A 16,415-nucleotide genomic window follows, 5' to 3' on the forward strand; every position below is an offset into this window, starting at 1 on the left:
CCTCCATGAAAACGGATGCCGCCGGCGGGCGGCTTTTGGGAATCTCTTGTAATCAAAAGAGGCTGTGCGGGCAAACAGCGGATCAGTCGAAGGAAAGCGAAAGCCCCACGCCGACCTCGTGCACCGGAAGCCGCGCCGCAAGGGCCATCGTGGCGGCAAACCCCGTGCAGTGGCAGGGGTACAGGGCCGAAACCCCGGCGTCGGCCAGCCAGTCGGTCACGGCCAGGATCCGGTCCTCGGAAGCGTCGAGAAGATGCAGGCCGCCCACGATGGCCGCCACCCGGGACTCGCCCGTGACCTCGCGGGCATGGGCCACGATGTTGCAGATGCCGGCATGGGAACAGCCCGTGACGATGACCAGCCCGTCCTCGCCCAGATAGGCCAGCGCGGTGTCGTCGGGCAGCGTGTCCGGCACGGCCCCGGCCGGCGTCAGGCGCACACCCATGGGGGGCGTGGCCTCGAAGGGGAACTGCCGCGGAATCTCCCCCAGAAAAAACAGCCAGTCCGTGAGCCGCAGCGGCTCGCGCGTCAGCCGGAACGTGAAATGGTCGCCAAGCGTCGCCTCGGACACCATGGAGCCGATGTTCATGCCGTTCAGGCGGCGGGGCGCGAACGCCTCGGGATGCGCCACCAGAAGCGGCCGGCCGGGCGTGCGGCCCTCCAGGGCGTGCACCGTGAAATGCGTGACCAGATGCGCCAGGCCCCAGGTATGGTCCAGATGGCCGTGCGAAAGCGCCACGACATCCACCGCGCCGAGATCGATGCCCATCCGGGCCGCGTTGGCGCAGACCACATCGGAAAAACCGCAGTCGAACAGCACCCGGCTGCCGCCGTCGCGCAGCAAAAAGGAGAGTCCCGCCTCGCCCAGCAGGTAGCGGTCGGTCAGGGTGTTGTTGTCCACCAATACGGTCAGGCGCATTGTCACCCTGTGGTCATACAAAGGAAAAAAGTCAAGGAAATCCTGGACAAAGCGTGACGATTCAGGCAGGAAAAATGTACTATTTCCTGTCGCGCCAGGGGGAAGCCATGAAAAAGTCCATTGCCCACGCACTCGGTCTGTTGTTGCTGCTCGCGACGCTGGTCGTCGGTTGCAGCGTGTCCATCGACCTCACACCGCCGCCGCCGGCCGGATACGTCCGCGTCGTGGGTGCGGATTCGGTCAACGTGCGCGCCTGCCCCTCGCCCAACTGCGAAGTGCGCACCGTCGTCTACCGCGGCCAGGCGCTGCGGGTCTACGAATACCAGAACGGCTGGGCCCGCATCGTCGTGTCCGACTCCGGCGTGCCCGGCTGGATGGACGCCCGCTATCTGCGCATGCCTTAGTCGGGAAAAGAAAAGAGAGAAGAGAAGATGCCTCCGGCGGCCGGGGGGGATCATCCCCCCCGGACCCCCTGGACGGGGGAGCGGGGGCGGGTGGCGAGACGGTCGGCGAGCGGTGCGCCGGGAAAATTCCGGCCTCGCCGACGCATTCCCGCGAACGGCCGCATCTCCCCCCGGCTCCCCTCTCCCCGCACCCCCTATCGAGGAGGTCCAGAGGGGGGCACCCCCTCCGGGCCGCCGGAGGCATCTTCCCTCTTCTCCTTTTCTCTCCCTCTCCCGCTTTTGTCAAAACCCGGCTTCGAGCGGCGGATTGACCAGCCACGGCCCAGCGCCCTCCACGCGTTCTCCCGTTCCCGCTCCCATACTCGTTTCCATCACGTTCCCCTCTGCCGGCAGCAGGCGGACCTTGCGCCCTTCCACGCGCAGCCGGCCGGCGGCGAGCCAGGCCAGGGCTTGCGGGTAGATGCGGTGTTCCATGGCGAGGATGCGCGCGGCGAGGCTTTGGGCGTCGTCGTCGGGCGTGGCCGGCACGGCGGCCTGGATGATGATGGGGCCGTTGTCCATCTTTTCATCCACGAAGTGGACGGTCGCGCCGGCGATGGTCACGCCGTAGGCGGCCGCGTCGGCCTGGCCGCGGATGCCGGGGAAGCTCGGCAGGAGCGCGGGGTGGATGTTGAGGATGCGGTTGCGGAAGGCGGCGATGCATTCCGGGGCGAGCAGGCGCATGAAGCCGGCGAGGACCACGGCCTGCGCGCCGCTGTCGCGGATGGCGGCGAGCAGGGCCGCGTCGAAGGCGGCGCGGTCGGGGAAGTCGCCGTGGGGCAACGCGCGCGTGGGGATGCCGTGGCGTTTCGCCCGCTCGAGCGCCGGGGCATCGGCCTTGTTGGAGATGACGGTGGCGATGCGGGCGTCGATACGGCCCGCATCGATCTGCGCGATGATGGCTTGCAGGTTCGAGCCCGTCCCCGAGACGAGGACGGCGACGGGCAGGGTCACGTTGCGTCCCCGCCCGCCACGGCGTCGGCGATGACGGCTTCGGCCAGGGCCGGCACGGTGTAGGAGTCGGCCACGACATCGGGCACGAGGCCGTATTCGCCGAGGGTCTTGGCCGTGATGGGGCCGATGCAGGCGGTTTTGACCTTGTATTCCCTGAGCAGGTCCGGGGAGATGCGCGCGAAGAAGTTGGTCACGGTGGAGGAGCTGGTGAAGGTGACGTAGCGGATCTCACCGGATTTGACGGCTTCGACGATTTCGGCCGGGTCCTGGTCGGCGGGCCGGGTGTCGTAGACCGGCAGCACGGCGACGTCGGCCCCGGCGGCGGCGAGCTTTTCCGGGAGCACTTCCCGGGCCTCGCGGGCGCGAGGGATGAGCACCTTGGCCCCGCTTACGCCGCGTGCGAGCAGCCCTTCGACCACGGATTCGGCCACGAAGCGTTCGGGCAGGAAATCGGGCCGGATGCCGCGCGCGGCCAGCGCCTCGGCCGTGGCCGGGCCGATGGCCGCCACCTGGATGCCGGCGAAGGCCCGGGCGTCCAGGCGCAGGGCGTCGAGCTCGGCGAAGAAGCATTTGACGCCGTTGACCGAGGTGAAGATCACCCAGTCGTAGTCGTAGAGCTTGCCGATGGCCTCGTGCACCGGAGCGGGATCGAGCAGCGGTTCGATTTCGATGGCCGGGAATTCGTAGCAGCAGGCGCCCTGTTCGGCGAGCAGCCGCACGAGGTCGCTGGCCTGTTCGCGGCTGCGCGTCACGACCACGCCTTTGCCGAGCAGCGGGCGCTTTTCGTACCAGGAGAGCGTGTCGTGGAGCGAGACCACGCCGCCGACCACGAACAGCGACGGCGGAGTGAAGCCGTGTTTGGCCGCTTCTTCGGGCATGGTGGCGACGGTCGCGACGAGGCTTTTGTGGCGGCAGGTCGTGCCCCAGCGCACGAGCGCCGCCGGGGTGTCGCCGGGCATGCCGGCGGCCATGAGGTTTTCCGTGATGTGCGGGAGGTTTTTGACGCCCATGAAGAAGACCAGCGTGGAGCCGGAGGTGGCGAAGGCCTTCCAGTTGAGCGAGCTTTCGGACTTGGTCGGGTCCTCGTGGCCGGTGATGAAGGACACGGAGGAACAAAACGAGCGGTGGGTGATGGGGATGCCGGCGTAGGCCGGGGCGGCCACGGCCGAGGTGACGCCAGGCACGACCTCGAAGGGGCAGCCGGCGGCCACGAGCTCTTCGGCTTCCTCGCCGCCGCGCCCGAACACGAAGGGGTCGCCGCCCTTGAGCCGGGCCACGGTCTTGCCCGAGGCGGCCATGGCCACGAGCAGGTCGTTGATCTTGTCCTGGGGCAGGGTGTGGTCGCCGCCCTTCTTGCCGACGTAGTAGATTTCCGCGTCGGGGCGGGCGAAATCGAGAAAGGCCTTGTTGGCCAGGTAGTCATAGACCACGACGTCGGCGCGGGAGAGGATGTCTTTCGCGCGCAGGGTGAGCAAACCCGGGTCGCCGGGACCGGCCCCGAGGAGATAGACTTTGGACATGCAGGTCGCCTTTGGCTGAAGTGACGAAGCCGTGAAAGCCGCGACATAGCGGGGAACGGCCCGTCTTTCAAGGGGGCCGTCGCGGCGGACGCAAGGGGCCGGCGCGACGACAGGCCGTGCCGGCCCAGCGATGGGCGGGCCTCCCGGCGGCCGGTGGGCCGACGCGGCCCGGGGAGGGCGCTACGCCCCGAACGCGGGGGACGGCGCGCGCGGGCTAGGGGCCGTCGTGCCAGTCCTTTTGCGCGCCGCACAGGCACAGGTTGGCGATGAGGTCGATGACGCAGTCGCTGGCCAGATGCCCGGTGGAGGACACCAGCATGGCGGCGCGGCCCTGGTCCGGCACCATGCCGTTGTCGAAGAGGTAGGAGACGACCACGCGCTTGTTGCCGTCCGGCAGGGGGGTCACGGATTCGACTTTCGCTTCGTAGAGGGCGAGGTCGTGGCAGCGCTGCCAGACTCTGGAGAAAAGCGTCAGGTAGCGGGCTTCGGATCCGCCGGTGGCCCTGGTGCAGCCGAAACCCGCGGCAAGGAGCGCGGCGCCGAGGAGCAGGGAAGCAAGCGTGGACTTTCGCATGGAGGCTCCAACATTTTTTCGGGAAATTACATGGAATCCCCAAAACGGCAACCCCGTCCGGCACGCTCCGCGGCTTTGACTTCGGCACGGGAACGTAGCACAACGGGGCGGTTTGCCAGGAGGGCCGCCGTGACCTCGCGTTTTTGCGCGCGTTTGTTTCCCCTGTTGCTTGCCTGCTGCGTCCTGGGCGCTCCCGCCCTGGCCCAGGAGGACTTCCGCGCCGTGCTGGCCGATCGCGCGGGCATTTTTCCGGGTGCGGAGTTCAAGAAGGTTTTTCGCTTTCCCAAGGCCACGGTGGTGATTTTCGAGACCGGCGAGCCGCCGGCGGCCATCAGCGCCTTCTATAAAACGGACATGACCGCCCGGGGCTGGAAAGTGGAAGTGGACGACGTGAGCGAGGCGGCCTCGTACCTGCTTTTGACCAAGAACGGCCGGCGCTGCATCGTGGAAGCCCAACGGGGCCTGCCCGGCCGCACGGGTTTTAGCGTCAGCCTCTAGGGTCGCCCCCCGGGGCCAGCCATGCCGAGTACAGTGCCGCCGCAACACGGAGCGGGAAAATTCCGCCGCCTGCCGCGCCTGATCGCCCTCGTCGCCATCTGCGGCGCGCTGTTGGCGTTCGCGCTGCCTCTCGTCGCCCGGCAGGTCATCGGCGCGCAGCGCCTCAAGGCGGTGGCCGAGCAGGCCCTGACCGACGCCCTGGGCCGCCGCGTGAGCATCGAGGGCGAGGTGGCCGTCGTGTTCACGCCCTGGCTGGGCCTGGCCATGGGGCCGGTGTCCATCGCCGAGGGGCCGGGCTTCGGCGACGGCCCCATGCTCTCCGCCCGCCGCCTGGAAATGACCATCCGCATGCTGCCGCTGGCCGCGCGCGTGGTTTCGCCGGGTTCGGTGCGCGTGCGCGACCTCGCCGTGCACCTGCGCCGCGACGCCTCGGGACGCGGCAACTGGCAGGACCTCGCCGCGCCGCAAACCACGCAGGCCCCGGAAGCCCCGGGCTGGGAAATCGCCCCGGAACCCCGCGACATCCAGCTGGAAAACGCCTCCGTGGACTACGCCGACGCCACCACCGGCCGCACCATGTCCGTGCGCGAGGTGAACCTCAAGACCGGCCACGGCCAGCCTTTTTCCTTTTCCCTGTCCTTTCGCGCCGAAGGCTTTCTGCCGGGCGGGCTTCTCGAATGCCACGCCGGGGGCAAGGCCTCCCTGGATGCGGCAAGCGGCGCATTCACCCTGGAAAAGACCCTGGTCGAGACCGGCCTCGTCTTCACGCGTCCCCTTGTCGCCGGCGGCGCTTCGCCCACGCGCATCGTCACCAGGGTGTACGCCGCCTACGACCCCGCCACGGCCCGGCTGTCCCTCACGGGCCTCGACGCCCGGCTCCCCGGGGCGCGCCTGACGGGCTCGGGCCTTGTGGACACCCCCGTGACCGCCCCCAAGGCCCGCGTCGCCCTGGACCTCGACCTGGACATGGCCGGTTCCTGGCGGGAACTGCTGGCCCTGACCCCGGCCGAACCCGCGGACAATCTCATTGCCGCGCCGCAGAACCCGGCGCGCGAGCCGGACCCGGTCGCGCCCGAGGGCGCGGCGTTTACCGCCGCCCACCCCGCGCCGGCCCCGGGCCGGGCCGCGCTGACGCTGACCGCCACGGCCGACGCCGGGCAGGTGGCCGTGGAAAACTTCGCCCTGACGCTGCCCAAAGGCCGCGTCGAAGGCGCAGGGAAATTCACGCCGGGCGCGGCCGCGTCGCCCCCGTCGCTCGACGCCAGCCTGCGGGCCGAGGACGTGGATTTTGGCGCATTGCCCATGCCGGCCGGCCGCGCGACCTGGCCCTGGCCCCTGCCCTGGCCCACGGCAGGCCTCGCCGATGCCAGGCTTACGCTACGAAACTGCTCCCTGGCCGGACTCGCCGTGGCCGACGGACACGTCACGGCACAGAGCCGGCACGGCATCCTGCGCCTGGCCCCGGCCTCCTTCGCATTGCCGGGCGGCATCGTTTCCGTGGACGCCCGCTTCGACGCAGGCCTGCCGCCGGACGCCGGCGGCGAAGCGACGCCGGAAAGCCTCGGCATCGACATCCGCGCCTCGGTGCAACCCTTTTCCAAGGAAGCCGGTCCCATCGCCCAGCCCACGGTGGCGCGGCTCCTTGGCCGGCTGCACGCCGAAGGAGCCAAGGGCAACCTCATGGCCCAGAGCCCGGACGCGGCCCGGGCGCTGGCGGTACTCGGCCTTGACGGTTTCTCCCCCCCACCCGGCCCCCTCGACGTCAAAAGCGGCTTCGCCGTCTCCCCGGGCATCAACCGGCTGGTGGCCAAGGCCACGCTTTCGGGCCTCGAAGGGCGGTTCGCCGGCGCGACCTTGCGCGGCCAGGCCGGCTACGACGCCACAGCGCCCGTGGGACTCGGTTTCGACCTCGTCCTCGACAACCTGGACCTGGAGCATCCGCCCGCCCTTGCTGGCGGCGCGCCGCACGCGGCCGGTCCGGGCGCGGCCGCCCCCAACGCCGCGGGAAAGCTACGCATCGAGCGCCTGACCGGCCGGGGCGTGGACGCCCGCAATCTCGCCCTGGACCTGACCCTTCAGGGCGGTGGCCTGGAAGGCGCGGTCGCCGGGGGGGAACTCTTCGGCGGCAGGCTTTCCGGCAAGTTCGACGTCGAACCGTCGGGCCGCGTCGCGGGCAGCCTGCAGCTGACCGGGGCCGACGCCAGACGCCTGCCCGGCGTCCCGGGCGCGTCGGGCGCGGTCGCGGCCAAGGCCGCCTTCGACGCGGCCGCGCCGGGCAAGGGCCGTCCCGGGGCCGTCTCCGCCACCATCGAAGCCGAGGCCCCCCAGCTCTCCCTGGGCGCGGGGGCCAAAGCGCATCCCCTGTCCGTGGCCAAGGCGACGCTGACGCTCAAGGGCCGCCGCGCCGCCGGGGAAGGCTTCGAGGGCGAGGCCAGCCTCGTGGCCGGCCTGGGCTCGGGCTTCGGCCTGCGCGAGGCGCACCTGACCGCCGCCTGCCCCGTGGCCCTGGACGCGGCGGGCAAGCTGCGCGACCCGGGCCCGGTCAAGCTCGAAGGCTCGGGCCTGCTGCGGCCCGGGGAATCAGGCCGACCCGTGAAGGTCACCCTGACGGGGCAGGCGACGCCGGACGGCGCGGGCGGCCTTGCGACCTCGGAGCTGCGCCTGGACGCCGGCGGGCTGCCGGCCACGCTCAAGCTCTCGCGCAAGGGGGGCGCGGGCGCGCCCACGAACTTTTCCCTGGAAACCGGAACCGTGTCCCCGCGCAAGGTGCTCGCAGACTGGGGCGTGGCCCTGCCTTCCGGGCTCGCCGCGGACAAGCTTGCCAAGGCTTCGGTTTCGCTTTCCGGCACGGCCACGGCCGACGCCTGCGACATCAAGCGGTTGCAGCTCGGCGTGGACGACGTCACGGTCACGGGCACCGCGCAACTGGCCGGCTTCGACCCGAAACGGGGCAAATGGGAACTGCGCGTGGACCGGCTGGACTGGGACGCCTATTTCCCGAGGCCGCCGGCATCCTCCGGGCCGCCGCCCCTGGCCGAACGACGCAAGCCCCTCGACCTGCGCTTCCTGCGCGAGCTGTCCCTGGACGCCAAGGCCTCGATCGGCTGGCTCAAGAAAGGCAACGTGACCTTCGACGCCAGCACCGTCACGGCCAGCGCCAGGGGCGGCCAGTTCACCTACCGCCAGGAATCGTCGCGCTTCTACGGCGGCCGCTTCTCCACCGACATTCGCGGCGACGCCCGGGACACGGCGCTCAAGATGCTGATCGAGCTCAAGCTCGAAGGCATCGAAATAGCACGCTTCCTCTGGGACTGGGCCGAGGGCAACACCCTCGATTCCGGCGCGGGCACCTTCATCGTGGCCGCGCGCACCAGCGGCGAAAACGAGGAGGAGTTGCGCGGCAACCTCGCCGGCAACGCCAGCCTGCAAATCACGCGCGGCAACCTCAAGGTGCGCGAACCCGCCTCCAAGACCGGCGGCGAGCCCACCTACGAGCGCCTGCCCTTCAGCATCTTCTCCTCGTCCTGGTTCGCCAAGGGCGGCGTGGCTCACAGCGACGACTTCCTCATCGAAAGCCCGCGCATGCGCGTGGCCGGCAAGGGCTTCGTGGACCTGCGCGACGAATCCATCAACCTCTCCCTCAATGCCGCACTGACCGGTGGCGGTGACGTGCCGGCCACCATCATCGGCCCCCTGGACGGCCCCAAACTGACCATCGACCGCAGCAAGCTGATCGGCGACACGGTCTATCGCGTGCTCCAGGGCATCGTGAGCATCCCCGGCAAGGCCGTCACCCGCATCCTGCAGCTGCGCTGAAGGCCCGCCATGCCCGTCCTGCCGCCGCCGCCGCCCGTCACCGCCGCCGCCGTCCACGGCCCTGACGGGAGCCTGGCCGACGTGCGCCTGGAAACGGCCGGCCGCGTACGCCACCTGGCCGGCCGGGGCGGGGCCGCGGCCGAAGCCGCGCGTGCGACGTCCGCCCTTGCCGCAGGCGGCATGCCCGTCTTTCTCGGCGCGGGCCTTGGCGCGGGCATCGCCGCCGCCAGGGCGCTTCGGCCCGGCCCCCTCTTCGTGTGCGACCGCCTCGCCGCCGTGGACCGCGTCACTGGCGTGCGCGCCCGCTACCGGGACAACCCGGACGTGCGCTTTTGCGACGCCCCGGACCCCGAGGCCGTGGTCGCGGCCGTCACCGCGGCCGCCCGCGCCCTCGGCAGGACGCGGCTCGCCGTGGTCCTCGACCCGGCCGCCGCCCGCCTGGATCCGGACTGGATCCGCGCCGTACGCGCCGGGCTCGCCGGCTACGAGGCCCTGCGCGAACGCCTCGCCTACCGCCGCTTCGCCGACCGCGCGCCCCGGGTGCTGCTCCTGCGCCGGCCCTACTTCCTTTACCGCGAAATCGAGGCGGCGCTTACGCGCCTGGGCTTTCCCTGCCACGTCGTGGACACGGGCCGCGGCGAAACGGGCCGGGAGGACGCCGTTGCGGCCATTGTCGCGGCCACGGCCGCGTTTCGGCCGGATTTCGCGCTCACGGTCAACCACCTGGGCCTCGACCGCGAAGGCCGCCTCACCGCGCTTCTTGCCGACCTGCGCCTGCCCCTGGCTTCCTGGTTCGTGGACAGCCCGAGGCTCATCCTCCACGACTACCCGAACGTGGTTTCGCCCGGGGTCATGGTCTTTTCCTACGACGCCGACAGCCTGCCGGAGCTTGCGCGCGCCGGCTTCGCCCACGCCGCCTGGCTGCCCCTGGCCACGGACCCCGGCCATTTCCGGCCGATCGCCGACGCGGGAGCGGCGCATCCCTGGCGGGCGCGGGCTTCCTTCGTCGGCGCATCCATGGTCTCCCAGGCCGGGGAAGCGCTGGCGCGGCTTACCCCCTTCCCCGCCCTGGCCCGGGCTATGCCCGAGGCGGCGCGGCAGTTCGTGGCGAGCCCGGAAAAAAGCGCCCGGGCGTTCCTGGCCGCCCATCCCGCCTGCGGCCCGGCCTTTGCCGCCCTGTCCACGCCCGAGGCGCGCCTCGACGCGGAACTGGCGCTCACCTGGGAAGCGACACGGCGCTACCGTCATACCTGCGTGGCGGGCATCCTGGAATTTTCCCCGCTGCTCGTCGGCGACACCGGCTGGGACCATGCCCTGCCCGGGAGCGGGCGCACCTGGAACCACCTGCCGGCAATCGACTATTACGACGCGCTGCCCGAATTCTATCCGCGCAGCGATGTGAACCTCAATTGCACGAGCCTGCAGATGAAGGGCGCGGTCAACCAGCGGGTCTTCGACGCTCCGGCCGCCGGAGCCTTCGTCCTCACCGACGCGCGGGAGCAGCTCAACGCGCTTTTCGACGTCCCGAACGAGGCCGCGGTCTACGCCGATCCCGGCGAAATCCCGGGCATGGTCCGCCATTTCCTGGCCAACCCCGCCGCGCGCGCGCGCATCGCCGCGGCCGCCAGGCGGCGCATCCTTGCCGCGCACACCTACGACAAGCGCCTCGCGGCCCTCGCCGACGCCATGAAAAAGGCCTTCGGCGATTAACCGAAGGCCTTGGCGAAGAGCAGGGGATGCGCGGGACGCGCCTACTGGCGAGCGGGAATGGTGAGCGTCTTGCCCGAGGCGATCTTGTCCGGATCGGTGATGCCGTTGGCGTCCATGAGGCTTTTTTCGCTCACGCCGTGGCGCTTGGCGATGGAACGCAGGGTGTCGCCCGGGGCGATCACGTAGCGGTCGCCGGACGCGGCGGTTGACGACGCGGAAGCGGCAAGGGCGGTTTTTTTCGCCGACGCGGCGGGCGCGTCGCCCTTCGGCAGGGCGAAAGGGTTGTCCTTGGCGGGGGCCACGGCGGCGCTGCGGGCGGGCGCGGCCATGGGAACACCGTTGGACGCGGCAGGCGCGACAGGCGCGGCCGGGGAAGCGTCGTTTAATTCCCGAGCCTTGGGGGCGGTGGCCGGAGCGGCGTCACCCGTCGGGGCGGCCTTTTTCGCGGCTGGCAGGGAAACGCCCGGCGGCGGCGGCGGCAGTTCGTCGGTGGGGGTGTGCAGCCGGGCGGAATAGCCGCCGTTGCTGCGGTCCGACAGTTCGTTGTAGACAATAACATACTGCATATACGCATCGTTATACGCATTATAGACGGCATTGTCCGGTTCGCGGCCGCCGCCTGCGGCGCGCCAGGCTTCATGCGCCTTGACGACGCTGTCCCAGGACACCTGGGCGTCCTGGCGCAGCAGGTCGTCGGAGACGTACTGCATGTTCCTTTCGAGATGGTCGTACTTGCCGCAGCCCGCAACGAGCGAGGCTGCCGCAAACAGGAATACAAAGGCCAGCGCAAGCCGGCATATTTTCCAAGGCATCGGAATCCCTCCGAAAAAACCGCAGGAACAGACGGTTGAACGATTGTCGGTCGAGGTTGGTTGGCGTTACATGCCCTGGAACACGCTTTTCGTCAAACCGGGAGGACGCGCCTCGAAACACGGCAATGGCCGGAAAATGACGCATCAGCCTGCCTCGCCGCACGCCGCAAGCGGCCTTGGGGCGCATCCTTAAAATGATGTTATCATTTGTTAACATACAGTTAATCTTTTGAGGACAAGCCCTTGAAACATGAAAACGCCGACAGACGGGACGCGCCGCATGACGCCCTGCGCCGCGTCCTGCCGCTATGGGCCTTCGGCCTCGAGGGCGGCTGGCTCGCCCGGCATCAGGCCGCGGCCCTGGCCAGGGCCGCGGCGGACGATTCCCGGCTGGCCGGCCTGGATGCGGCCCTGGCGGCCTGGAACTTCGAACGCGCGCCGCTCGACGCCGCCTTTGCCGCCTCGGCCCTTATAGCCGCCCGCCGTGGGGGCGGGGCACCCAAACGCCGGGCGTTGTGCGCCGCCCTGGCCAGGACAGTCGATCCCGGCCGGGACGCCGGTTCGTGGCCGGCGCTTCGCGACGGCGCGGACACGGCCGTGGCGGCCGGTTTCCTGGCGACACGGCTGGCCGCCCCGGCGACCGCCGCCGCGTGGCGCGCCAAGGCCTTCGACTTCGCCCTGGCCCGGGGCCTGCCGGCGCTTGCCCGCGCCGTCGCGGACTCCCTGGGCCATGCCCCTGCCCTGGTTCCGGCCGCGCCGCGCGTCCACGCCGAAATCGCCCTGGCCTGGGAGGGCCCGGCCGCCTGCCTGGACGCCCTGGCCGCCGTGGACACAACCCTTTTCCCGCGCTTTCACGCCCTGGCCACGGCTCATTGCCTGGCCGAAACCGGCCGGGCTACCGACGCCCTGGCCGTGCTGCGGTCCTTGTGGCGGACCGAGCGCTGGCACCCGGGGCTGTCCCTTCGCCTGCACGCCTTGCTGCGCCCCCTGCCGCAGGCCGACCTCGACATCCTGCCCGGCCGGCTGTTCGTCTTCCTCTACACGTGGAACCGCGCCCCCCTGCTCGAGGCGACGCTCGAGAGCCTTGCGGCGAGCCGCCTCGGCCCGGCCCGTGTGGTGGTCCTCGACAACGGCGGCACGGACGACACCGCGGCCGTGTGCCGCAAGGCGGCGGAACGCTTTGCGCCCGGGCACTTCGACGTCGTGCGCCTGCCCGTCAACGTGGGCGCGCCGGCCGCGCGCAACTGGCTGGCCGCCGTGTCCGGGATCGGCGCGAGCGACCTCGCCGCCTACGTCGACGACGACGTGTCCCTGCCGCCGCAGTGGCTCACCCGGCTTGCGGGCGCGCTGCTCGCCACCCCGGACGCGGACGTGGCCGGGACGCGCATCGTCGCCGCCGCGCCCGGGGCCGCGGCCGTGCCGCAAGCCGCCGACGTGCGGCTTTTACCCCCGGATGGGGCGCACAGCGTGCGGCCGCTCGTCAATTACGGCCCCGGGCCGGACCTGGGGCTGCTTGCCACCATGCGGCCCTGCCCGTCGGTATGCGGCTGCTGCCATGTGCTGCGCGGCAGCGCCCTTGCCGGCGGCGCGCCTTTCGACGTGCGCTTTTCGCCCAGCCAGTTCGACGACCTGGCCCGGGATCTTCGGGGCTATCTCGCCGGACGCCGCGCCGTCTACGCCGGCGATCTGACCGTGGCGCACCACCAGCATGCCGGTGCGGCCCAGGCGAAAACCGCCGCCGCCCGGGGGCAGTTGCGCGGCGCCCGGTGCAAGCTCGACGGCCTTTTCCCAGCGGACGTCATGGCGGTCGCCGCCAAACGCGACGCGGATACGGCCTGGGAAGAGTTGGAGATAAAACAGCGGGAGGTCGCCGCCCTGACCAGGTGACCACGCCCGACGCCATACGTGACCGATGTTTCGCTCCGGATTCGCGATGCGTTTTCCGTACAGGATGCGCCTATTTCCTACACAAAACCTCTACTTTGGCGAACTCCGGCGCACCTTGACCGGGTAAAAGACGACTGTTATCGATTTCTTCCCTTTATACATTACTCTTCTCACGCGAGGCGGGAAACGGCATGAAAAAATTGCGGGCTGTCGTTGTGGCAACTTTTTCAAAACAGGTTCTCGTGTCCCTCCTCTCCCTGTTCCTGTGTACCTCCTGTGGCCACATGGCGGCCACGATGATCCAGGGTGCGGGGACCTACCAACTGACCAAGGAAAAGAAATGCAAAATATGGAATCCCTATGCGAAGGGACCGTCTGAAGCATCCTGGTCCGGCGCCTGCAACGCGACCGGATTTGCCACGGGACGAGGAATCGCCATCTTTGAATACACCACGGGCGACGGTTCCAGATACATCGCCCAACGGGACTGCGTCCTTGACGAGCAGGGCAAGATCGCCAAACTGTACAGCTATACCGACAACAAGGACCTTAACCTCGACTACACGGCCAAGCAAGGCAAGGCATCCTCCGGCGATGCGCCATCCGCCGCAGCCGGCAGCGGGGGCGTCTGCGCGCAATATACGCAGCGCTGGAAGCTCCCGAAATCGAAATACGATTGCGACAGACGGCTTCAGGAACTCTTCTTCACGCAGCTGTACAAGACAGGCAACGTCAAGGCCATCGACATCCATGCTGCGAGCAAAAAGGAAATCACGGACGCCATAGACAGCGTTATGACGTCCCCGTCCATGCAGACGGTCAAAGAGGCTCTTGGCTGCATCAACAAAACCGATGCGCCCGGTTCGAATTATTGCCAGGGAAGAATGGACTGGTACAAAAAGGGCCTGAATTCACCGATATTCAACGGCGAACGGTATAAATTCATGGCCCTGTACACCGTCCCGTACGATTTCAACGTCAACGGGCACATCCAGCGCATTCCGGACTGGACGGCCAAGCACGACACCCTTGATTTCGACGTCCTGCCCTTCCCTTCCTATCTGGACAAGAATATCCACGAATTGCCGGAACACGAATACGCCCACTTCATCCGCACGAAAACGGTCAAACCCGTCGAAGCACTGTCCATCACCATCGCCGACGGCCTGAGCGGCGGCAGCTTCAGCCATGCCCCCGTCGTCGTCCTGTACGCAAACCTGCAGTGCAACGCGACGAAGCCGCAACAGGAAAACGTCAAATACCAGGGACAGTTTTTTCACGACACCAACACCAAGGAACTCAACAGCAAATACACCTGCAAACCGGACCCCGGGTTCCAGTATTTCCAGGACTACATCAAAGAAAAATACGGCATGGAGACCTACGCCAAGCCGACAGGCCCGATCACGTTCGAGGCGACGCTCAACCGGGAGATCGTCAACCAGGAACTCAACCAGAAGGGGAAGAACGTCAAGGCGTTTATCGGCTCCGCCCTCAAGCAGGGACTCGAGGATTCCAAATCCCCCCGACGTCCCCTTTGCGAAAAAATCCAAAAACGTTGCCGCAGCCATTGCAGCACGATGCCGGAACGAAAAAACTTCCAATTCACCTATAAGACGGACAAGGAAGGCTGCGAACAGCTTTGCGACGACATAATGTACGGCTGCATCCACGAAAATCCGTCTTACAAGGCTACCTACTGCAAGGCCATCTGCCAGCACGACGAAGAACAGTATGCCTGTCGGGAAGCCTGCGAGAAGAACTTCAAGGAGGAATAGGCGGGACGCCGCCGCCCCGGGCAATGCGGGCGGGCGCTAATCGAGCATGTACTGGCGCGGGTTGACCGGCGTGCCCGCCGCCCGGACCTCGTAGTGGAGGTGCGAGCCGGTGGTGCGGCCGGAATTGCCGGAAAGTCCGATGCGCTGCCCGCGCTTGACCTCCTCGCCGGGTTTGACCTCGATTTTCTGGAGGTGGGCGTAGACCGTTTCCAGGCCGTAGTCGTGGCTGACCACGATGCGCAGCCCGTAGCCCGTCATCGTGCCGGCCTCGGTCACACGCCCCGCGCCGGCGGCGCAGACCGGGCTGCCCGTGGGCACCTTGATGTCCACGCCGTTGTGGAAATCGCCGCCGCGGCCGAACGGCGACCGGCGCGGACCGAAGCCCGAAGTGATGTACCCGTGCGCCGGCCACAGGGACGGCTTGGCCAAAAACTCCAGCTTGCGTTCGGCAAGAAGGCGCATGAGTTCGAGTTGCGCCACTTCCTCCACGGCCATGCGGCCGCCCAGGGCCTGGAGAAAATCCACGAGCCGGCGGCCGGCCTCACCGTCCGCAGGCACACCCGGAAGGCGCGTCGCATCGGGAAAAGCGCCCACGCCCCCCATGTCGCGCGCCGCGTCCACCATCACGGCCAGCTTGCCGTCGAAATCCCGGATGCGTCCGGCCTCCTCGGCCAGCCGGCGCACCCGGTCGCGCAGGGCGAGGGCCGCCGCCTTCTGCCCGGAAAGCCGCGCCAAGGCCTCGAAGCGCCGCGACTCCAGGGCCTGGCGGCCGGAGACGTACGGCCACAGCGCAAGCCCCCCGGCCGCCAGGACGAGCAGGCCCGCGGCCATGGTGAAAAACATCCAGCGCCGGTAGGTGAACACCCGCCGTACGCCGTTGCCGTTGCGTATGTAGATTTCGAGTTCGCGTTCGAGCATGCGTTAAGACCCGGCCCGGGCGGCTCCCGGACGCCGGCCCGCCGCAAAGGGCGGGAAGGATGCGGCACGGGCGGGCACTACCCGAAAAGCCAGCTGAAAAGGTCGGACCAGTCGAAGCTGCCGGAATACTCCTGCCCGTCGACCGTGGCCGAAGCGGAAACCGTCTTCGATCCGGCGTCCAGGTTCGCCGACCAGTCGACCGTGGTCGTCCCGCTCGTCACCGAACCGCTGGTCGAGCCCGAGGAGGAGCCGTCGCCCGACACCGAGCCGCTGGTCCACGGTGTGCTCCAGGAAAACGACGCCGCCTGTGCGGAAAGCGGCCCCGCGCACAGCGCCGCAATGACAAGCAACAGAGCCAATCGTTTCATGTCGGCCTCCCTTCGGTCACGGCCGCACGCCAAACCGCCGCCGCAACCGCCGCCTGGCGGCCTGCGCCAAACGGGTCCTTTTTTTGGCTATAGGACGGCTGTCGCGCCTGTCAACCACCGCGCCGCGCCCGCGTGCGACGCCATGCGGTTTGCGCCGATCGGATTTACACGACACGCGGTCTTGTTTATCGTCTGCGGGCAACCTGCCTTTTCACATC

Annotated in this window: 13 protein-coding genes; 6 read left to right on the forward strand and 7 right to left on the reverse strand. The window is 68.9% G+C overall.

The genetic code is table 11. From position 1 onward, the window contains the following. Positions 1–82: 82 nt before the first annotated feature. The gene (locus Q368_RS0100495) at positions 83–919 is read right to left on the reverse strand and encodes an MBL fold metallo-hydrolase (protein ID WP_029456772.1); all 837 of its coding nucleotides are present in this window, start codon (positions 917–919) and stop codon (positions 83–85) included. Positions 920–1,026: 107 nt separating this feature from the next. Between Q368_RS0100495 and Q368_RS0100500 the strand changes: the two genes are divergently transcribed. Beyond that, on the forward strand, positions 1,027–1,323 hold the full coding sequence (locus tag Q368_RS0100500; protein ID WP_029456773.1) for an SH3 domain-containing protein: 297 nt from the start codon (positions 1,027–1,029) through the stop codon (positions 1,321–1,323). Positions 1,324–1,605: 282 nt separating this feature from the next. Here Q368_RS0100500 and purN read toward each other — a convergent pair whose 3' ends face one another. From purN to Q368_RS0100515, 3 genes are all read right to left on the reverse strand, one after another. Continuing rightward, complete coding sequence (purN, locus tag Q368_RS0100505; protein WP_029456774.1) at positions 1,606–2,316, reverse strand: phosphoribosylglycinamide formyltransferase; 711 nt, start codon at positions 2,314–2,316, stop codon at positions 1,606–1,608. Beyond that, the gene (gene cobA / locus Q368_RS0100510) at positions 2,313–3,836 is read right to left on the reverse strand and encodes a uroporphyrinogen-III C-methyltransferase (protein WP_029456775.1); all 1,524 of its coding nucleotides are present in this window, start codon (positions 3,834–3,836) and stop codon (positions 2,313–2,315) included. Before cobA ends, purN begins: the two co-directional genes overlap by 4 nt. Positions 3,837–4,050: 214 nt before the next feature. Continuing rightward, positions 4,051–4,410 carry a hypothetical protein gene (locus Q368_RS0100515; protein ID WP_029456776.1) on the reverse strand — a complete coding sequence of 120 codons (360 nt, stop codon included), beginning with the start codon at positions 4,408–4,410 and terminating at the stop codon, positions 4,051–4,053. A 129-nt stretch (positions 4,411–4,539) separates the two neighbouring features. Here Q368_RS0100515 and Q368_RS0100520 point away from each other — a divergent pair, with 129 nt between their 5' ends. The 3 genes from Q368_RS0100520 to Q368_RS0100530 are packed head-to-tail and all read left to right on the forward strand — an operon-like array spanning position 4,540 to position 10,434. Next, entirely contained in the window at positions 4,540–4,908 is a 369-nt protein-coding gene (locus tag Q368_RS0100520; protein WP_029456777.1) for a hypothetical protein, read from the forward strand. 21 nt (positions 4,909–4,929) lie between these two features. Continuing rightward, the gene (locus Q368_RS0100525) at positions 4,930–8,724 is read left to right on the forward strand and encodes an AsmA family protein (RefSeq protein WP_029456778.1); all 3,795 of its coding nucleotides are present in this window, start codon (positions 4,930–4,932) and stop codon (positions 8,722–8,724) included. Between the two features lie 9 nt (positions 8,725–8,733). After that, positions 8,734–10,434, forward strand: a complete 1,701-nt coding sequence (locus Q368_RS0100530) for a glycosyltransferase family protein (RefSeq protein ID WP_029456779.1) — start codon at positions 8,734–8,736, stop codon at positions 10,432–10,434. A 41-nt stretch (positions 10,435–10,475) separates the two neighbouring features. Here the strand turns inward: Q368_RS0100530 and Q368_RS0100535 are convergent, their stop codons facing one another. After that, a complete protein-coding gene (locus tag Q368_RS0100535; RefSeq protein WP_029456780.1) occupies positions 10,476–11,246 on the reverse strand; it encodes a LysM peptidoglycan-binding domain-containing protein in 771 nt (256 codons plus the stop codon). A 243-nt stretch (positions 11,247–11,489) separates the two neighbouring features. Here Q368_RS0100535 and Q368_RS0100540 point away from each other — a divergent pair, with 243 nt between their 5' ends. Next, on the forward strand, positions 11,490–13,133 hold the full coding sequence (locus Q368_RS0100540; RefSeq protein WP_052359949.1) for a glycosyltransferase family A protein: 1,644 nt from the start codon (positions 11,490–11,492) through the stop codon (positions 13,131–13,133). A 191-nt stretch (positions 13,134–13,324) separates the two neighbouring features. Beyond that, positions 13,325–14,911, forward strand: coding sequence for a hypothetical protein (locus tag Q368_RS0100545; RefSeq protein ID WP_029456782.1), 1,587 nt, complete (start codon positions 13,325–13,327; stop codon positions 14,909–14,911). A gap of 36 nt (positions 14,912–14,947) precedes the next feature. Here the strand turns inward: Q368_RS0100545 and Q368_RS0100550 are convergent, their stop codons facing one another. Beyond that, the gene (locus tag Q368_RS0100550) at positions 14,948–15,829 is read right to left on the reverse strand and encodes a M23 family metallopeptidase (protein ID WP_029456783.1); all 882 of its coding nucleotides are present in this window, start codon (positions 15,827–15,829) and stop codon (positions 14,948–14,950) included. A gap of 77 nt (positions 15,830–15,906) precedes the next feature. After that, positions 15,907–16,197: a hypothetical protein gene (locus Q368_RS0100555; RefSeq protein WP_029456784.1), complete on the reverse strand. Its 291-nt coding sequence runs from the start codon at positions 16,195–16,197 to the stop codon at positions 15,907–15,909. Between the last annotated feature and the right edge of the window lie 218 nt (positions 16,198–16,415).

The organism is Solidesulfovibrio alcoholivorans DSM 5433 (genome assembly GCF_000702665.1).
Taxonomy (GTDB): Bacteria; Desulfobacterota; Desulfovibrionia; order Desulfovibrionales; family Desulfovibrionaceae; genus Solidesulfovibrio; species Solidesulfovibrio alcoholivorans.

Excerpts from the sequence above, each read along its gene's own strand:
- Q368_RS0100495 (WP_029456772.1), bottom strand. The coding sequence starts at position 919 with ATGCGCCTGACCGTATTGGTGGACAACAACACCCTGACCGACCGCTAC.
- Q368_RS0100500 (WP_029456773.1), top strand. The coding sequence starts at position 1,027 with ATGAAAAAGTCCATTGCCCACGCACTCGGTCTGTTGTTGCTGCTCGCG.
- cobA (WP_029456775.1), bottom strand. The coding sequence starts at position 3,836 with ATGTCCAAAGTCTATCTCCTCGGGGCCGGTCCCGGCGACCCGGGTTTG.
- Q368_RS0100515 (WP_029456776.1), bottom strand. The coding sequence starts at position 4,410 with ATGCGAAAGTCCACGCTTGCTTCCCTGCTCCTCGGCGCCGCGCTCCTT.
- Q368_RS0100525 (WP_029456778.1), top strand. The coding sequence starts at position 4,930 with ATGCCGAGTACAGTGCCGCCGCAACACGGAGCGGGAAAATTCCGCCGC.
- Q368_RS0100530 (WP_029456779.1), top strand. The coding sequence starts at position 8,734 with ATGCCCGTCCTGCCGCCGCCGCCGCCCGTCACCGCCGCCGCCGTCCAC.
- Q368_RS0100535 (WP_029456780.1), bottom strand. The coding sequence starts at position 11,246 with ATGCCTTGGAAAATATGCCGGCTTGCGCTGGCCTTTGTATTCCTGTTT.
- Q368_RS0100545 (WP_029456782.1), top strand. The coding sequence starts at position 13,325 with ATGAAAAAATTGCGGGCTGTCGTTGTGGCAACTTTTTCAAAACAGGTT.
- Q368_RS0100550 (WP_029456783.1), bottom strand. The coding sequence starts at position 15,829 with ATGCTCGAACGCGAACTCGAAATCTACATACGCAACGGCAACGGCGTA.
- Q368_RS0100555 (WP_029456784.1), bottom strand. The coding sequence starts at position 16,197 with ATGAAACGATTGGCTCTGTTGCTTGTCATTGCGGCGCTGTGCGCGGGG.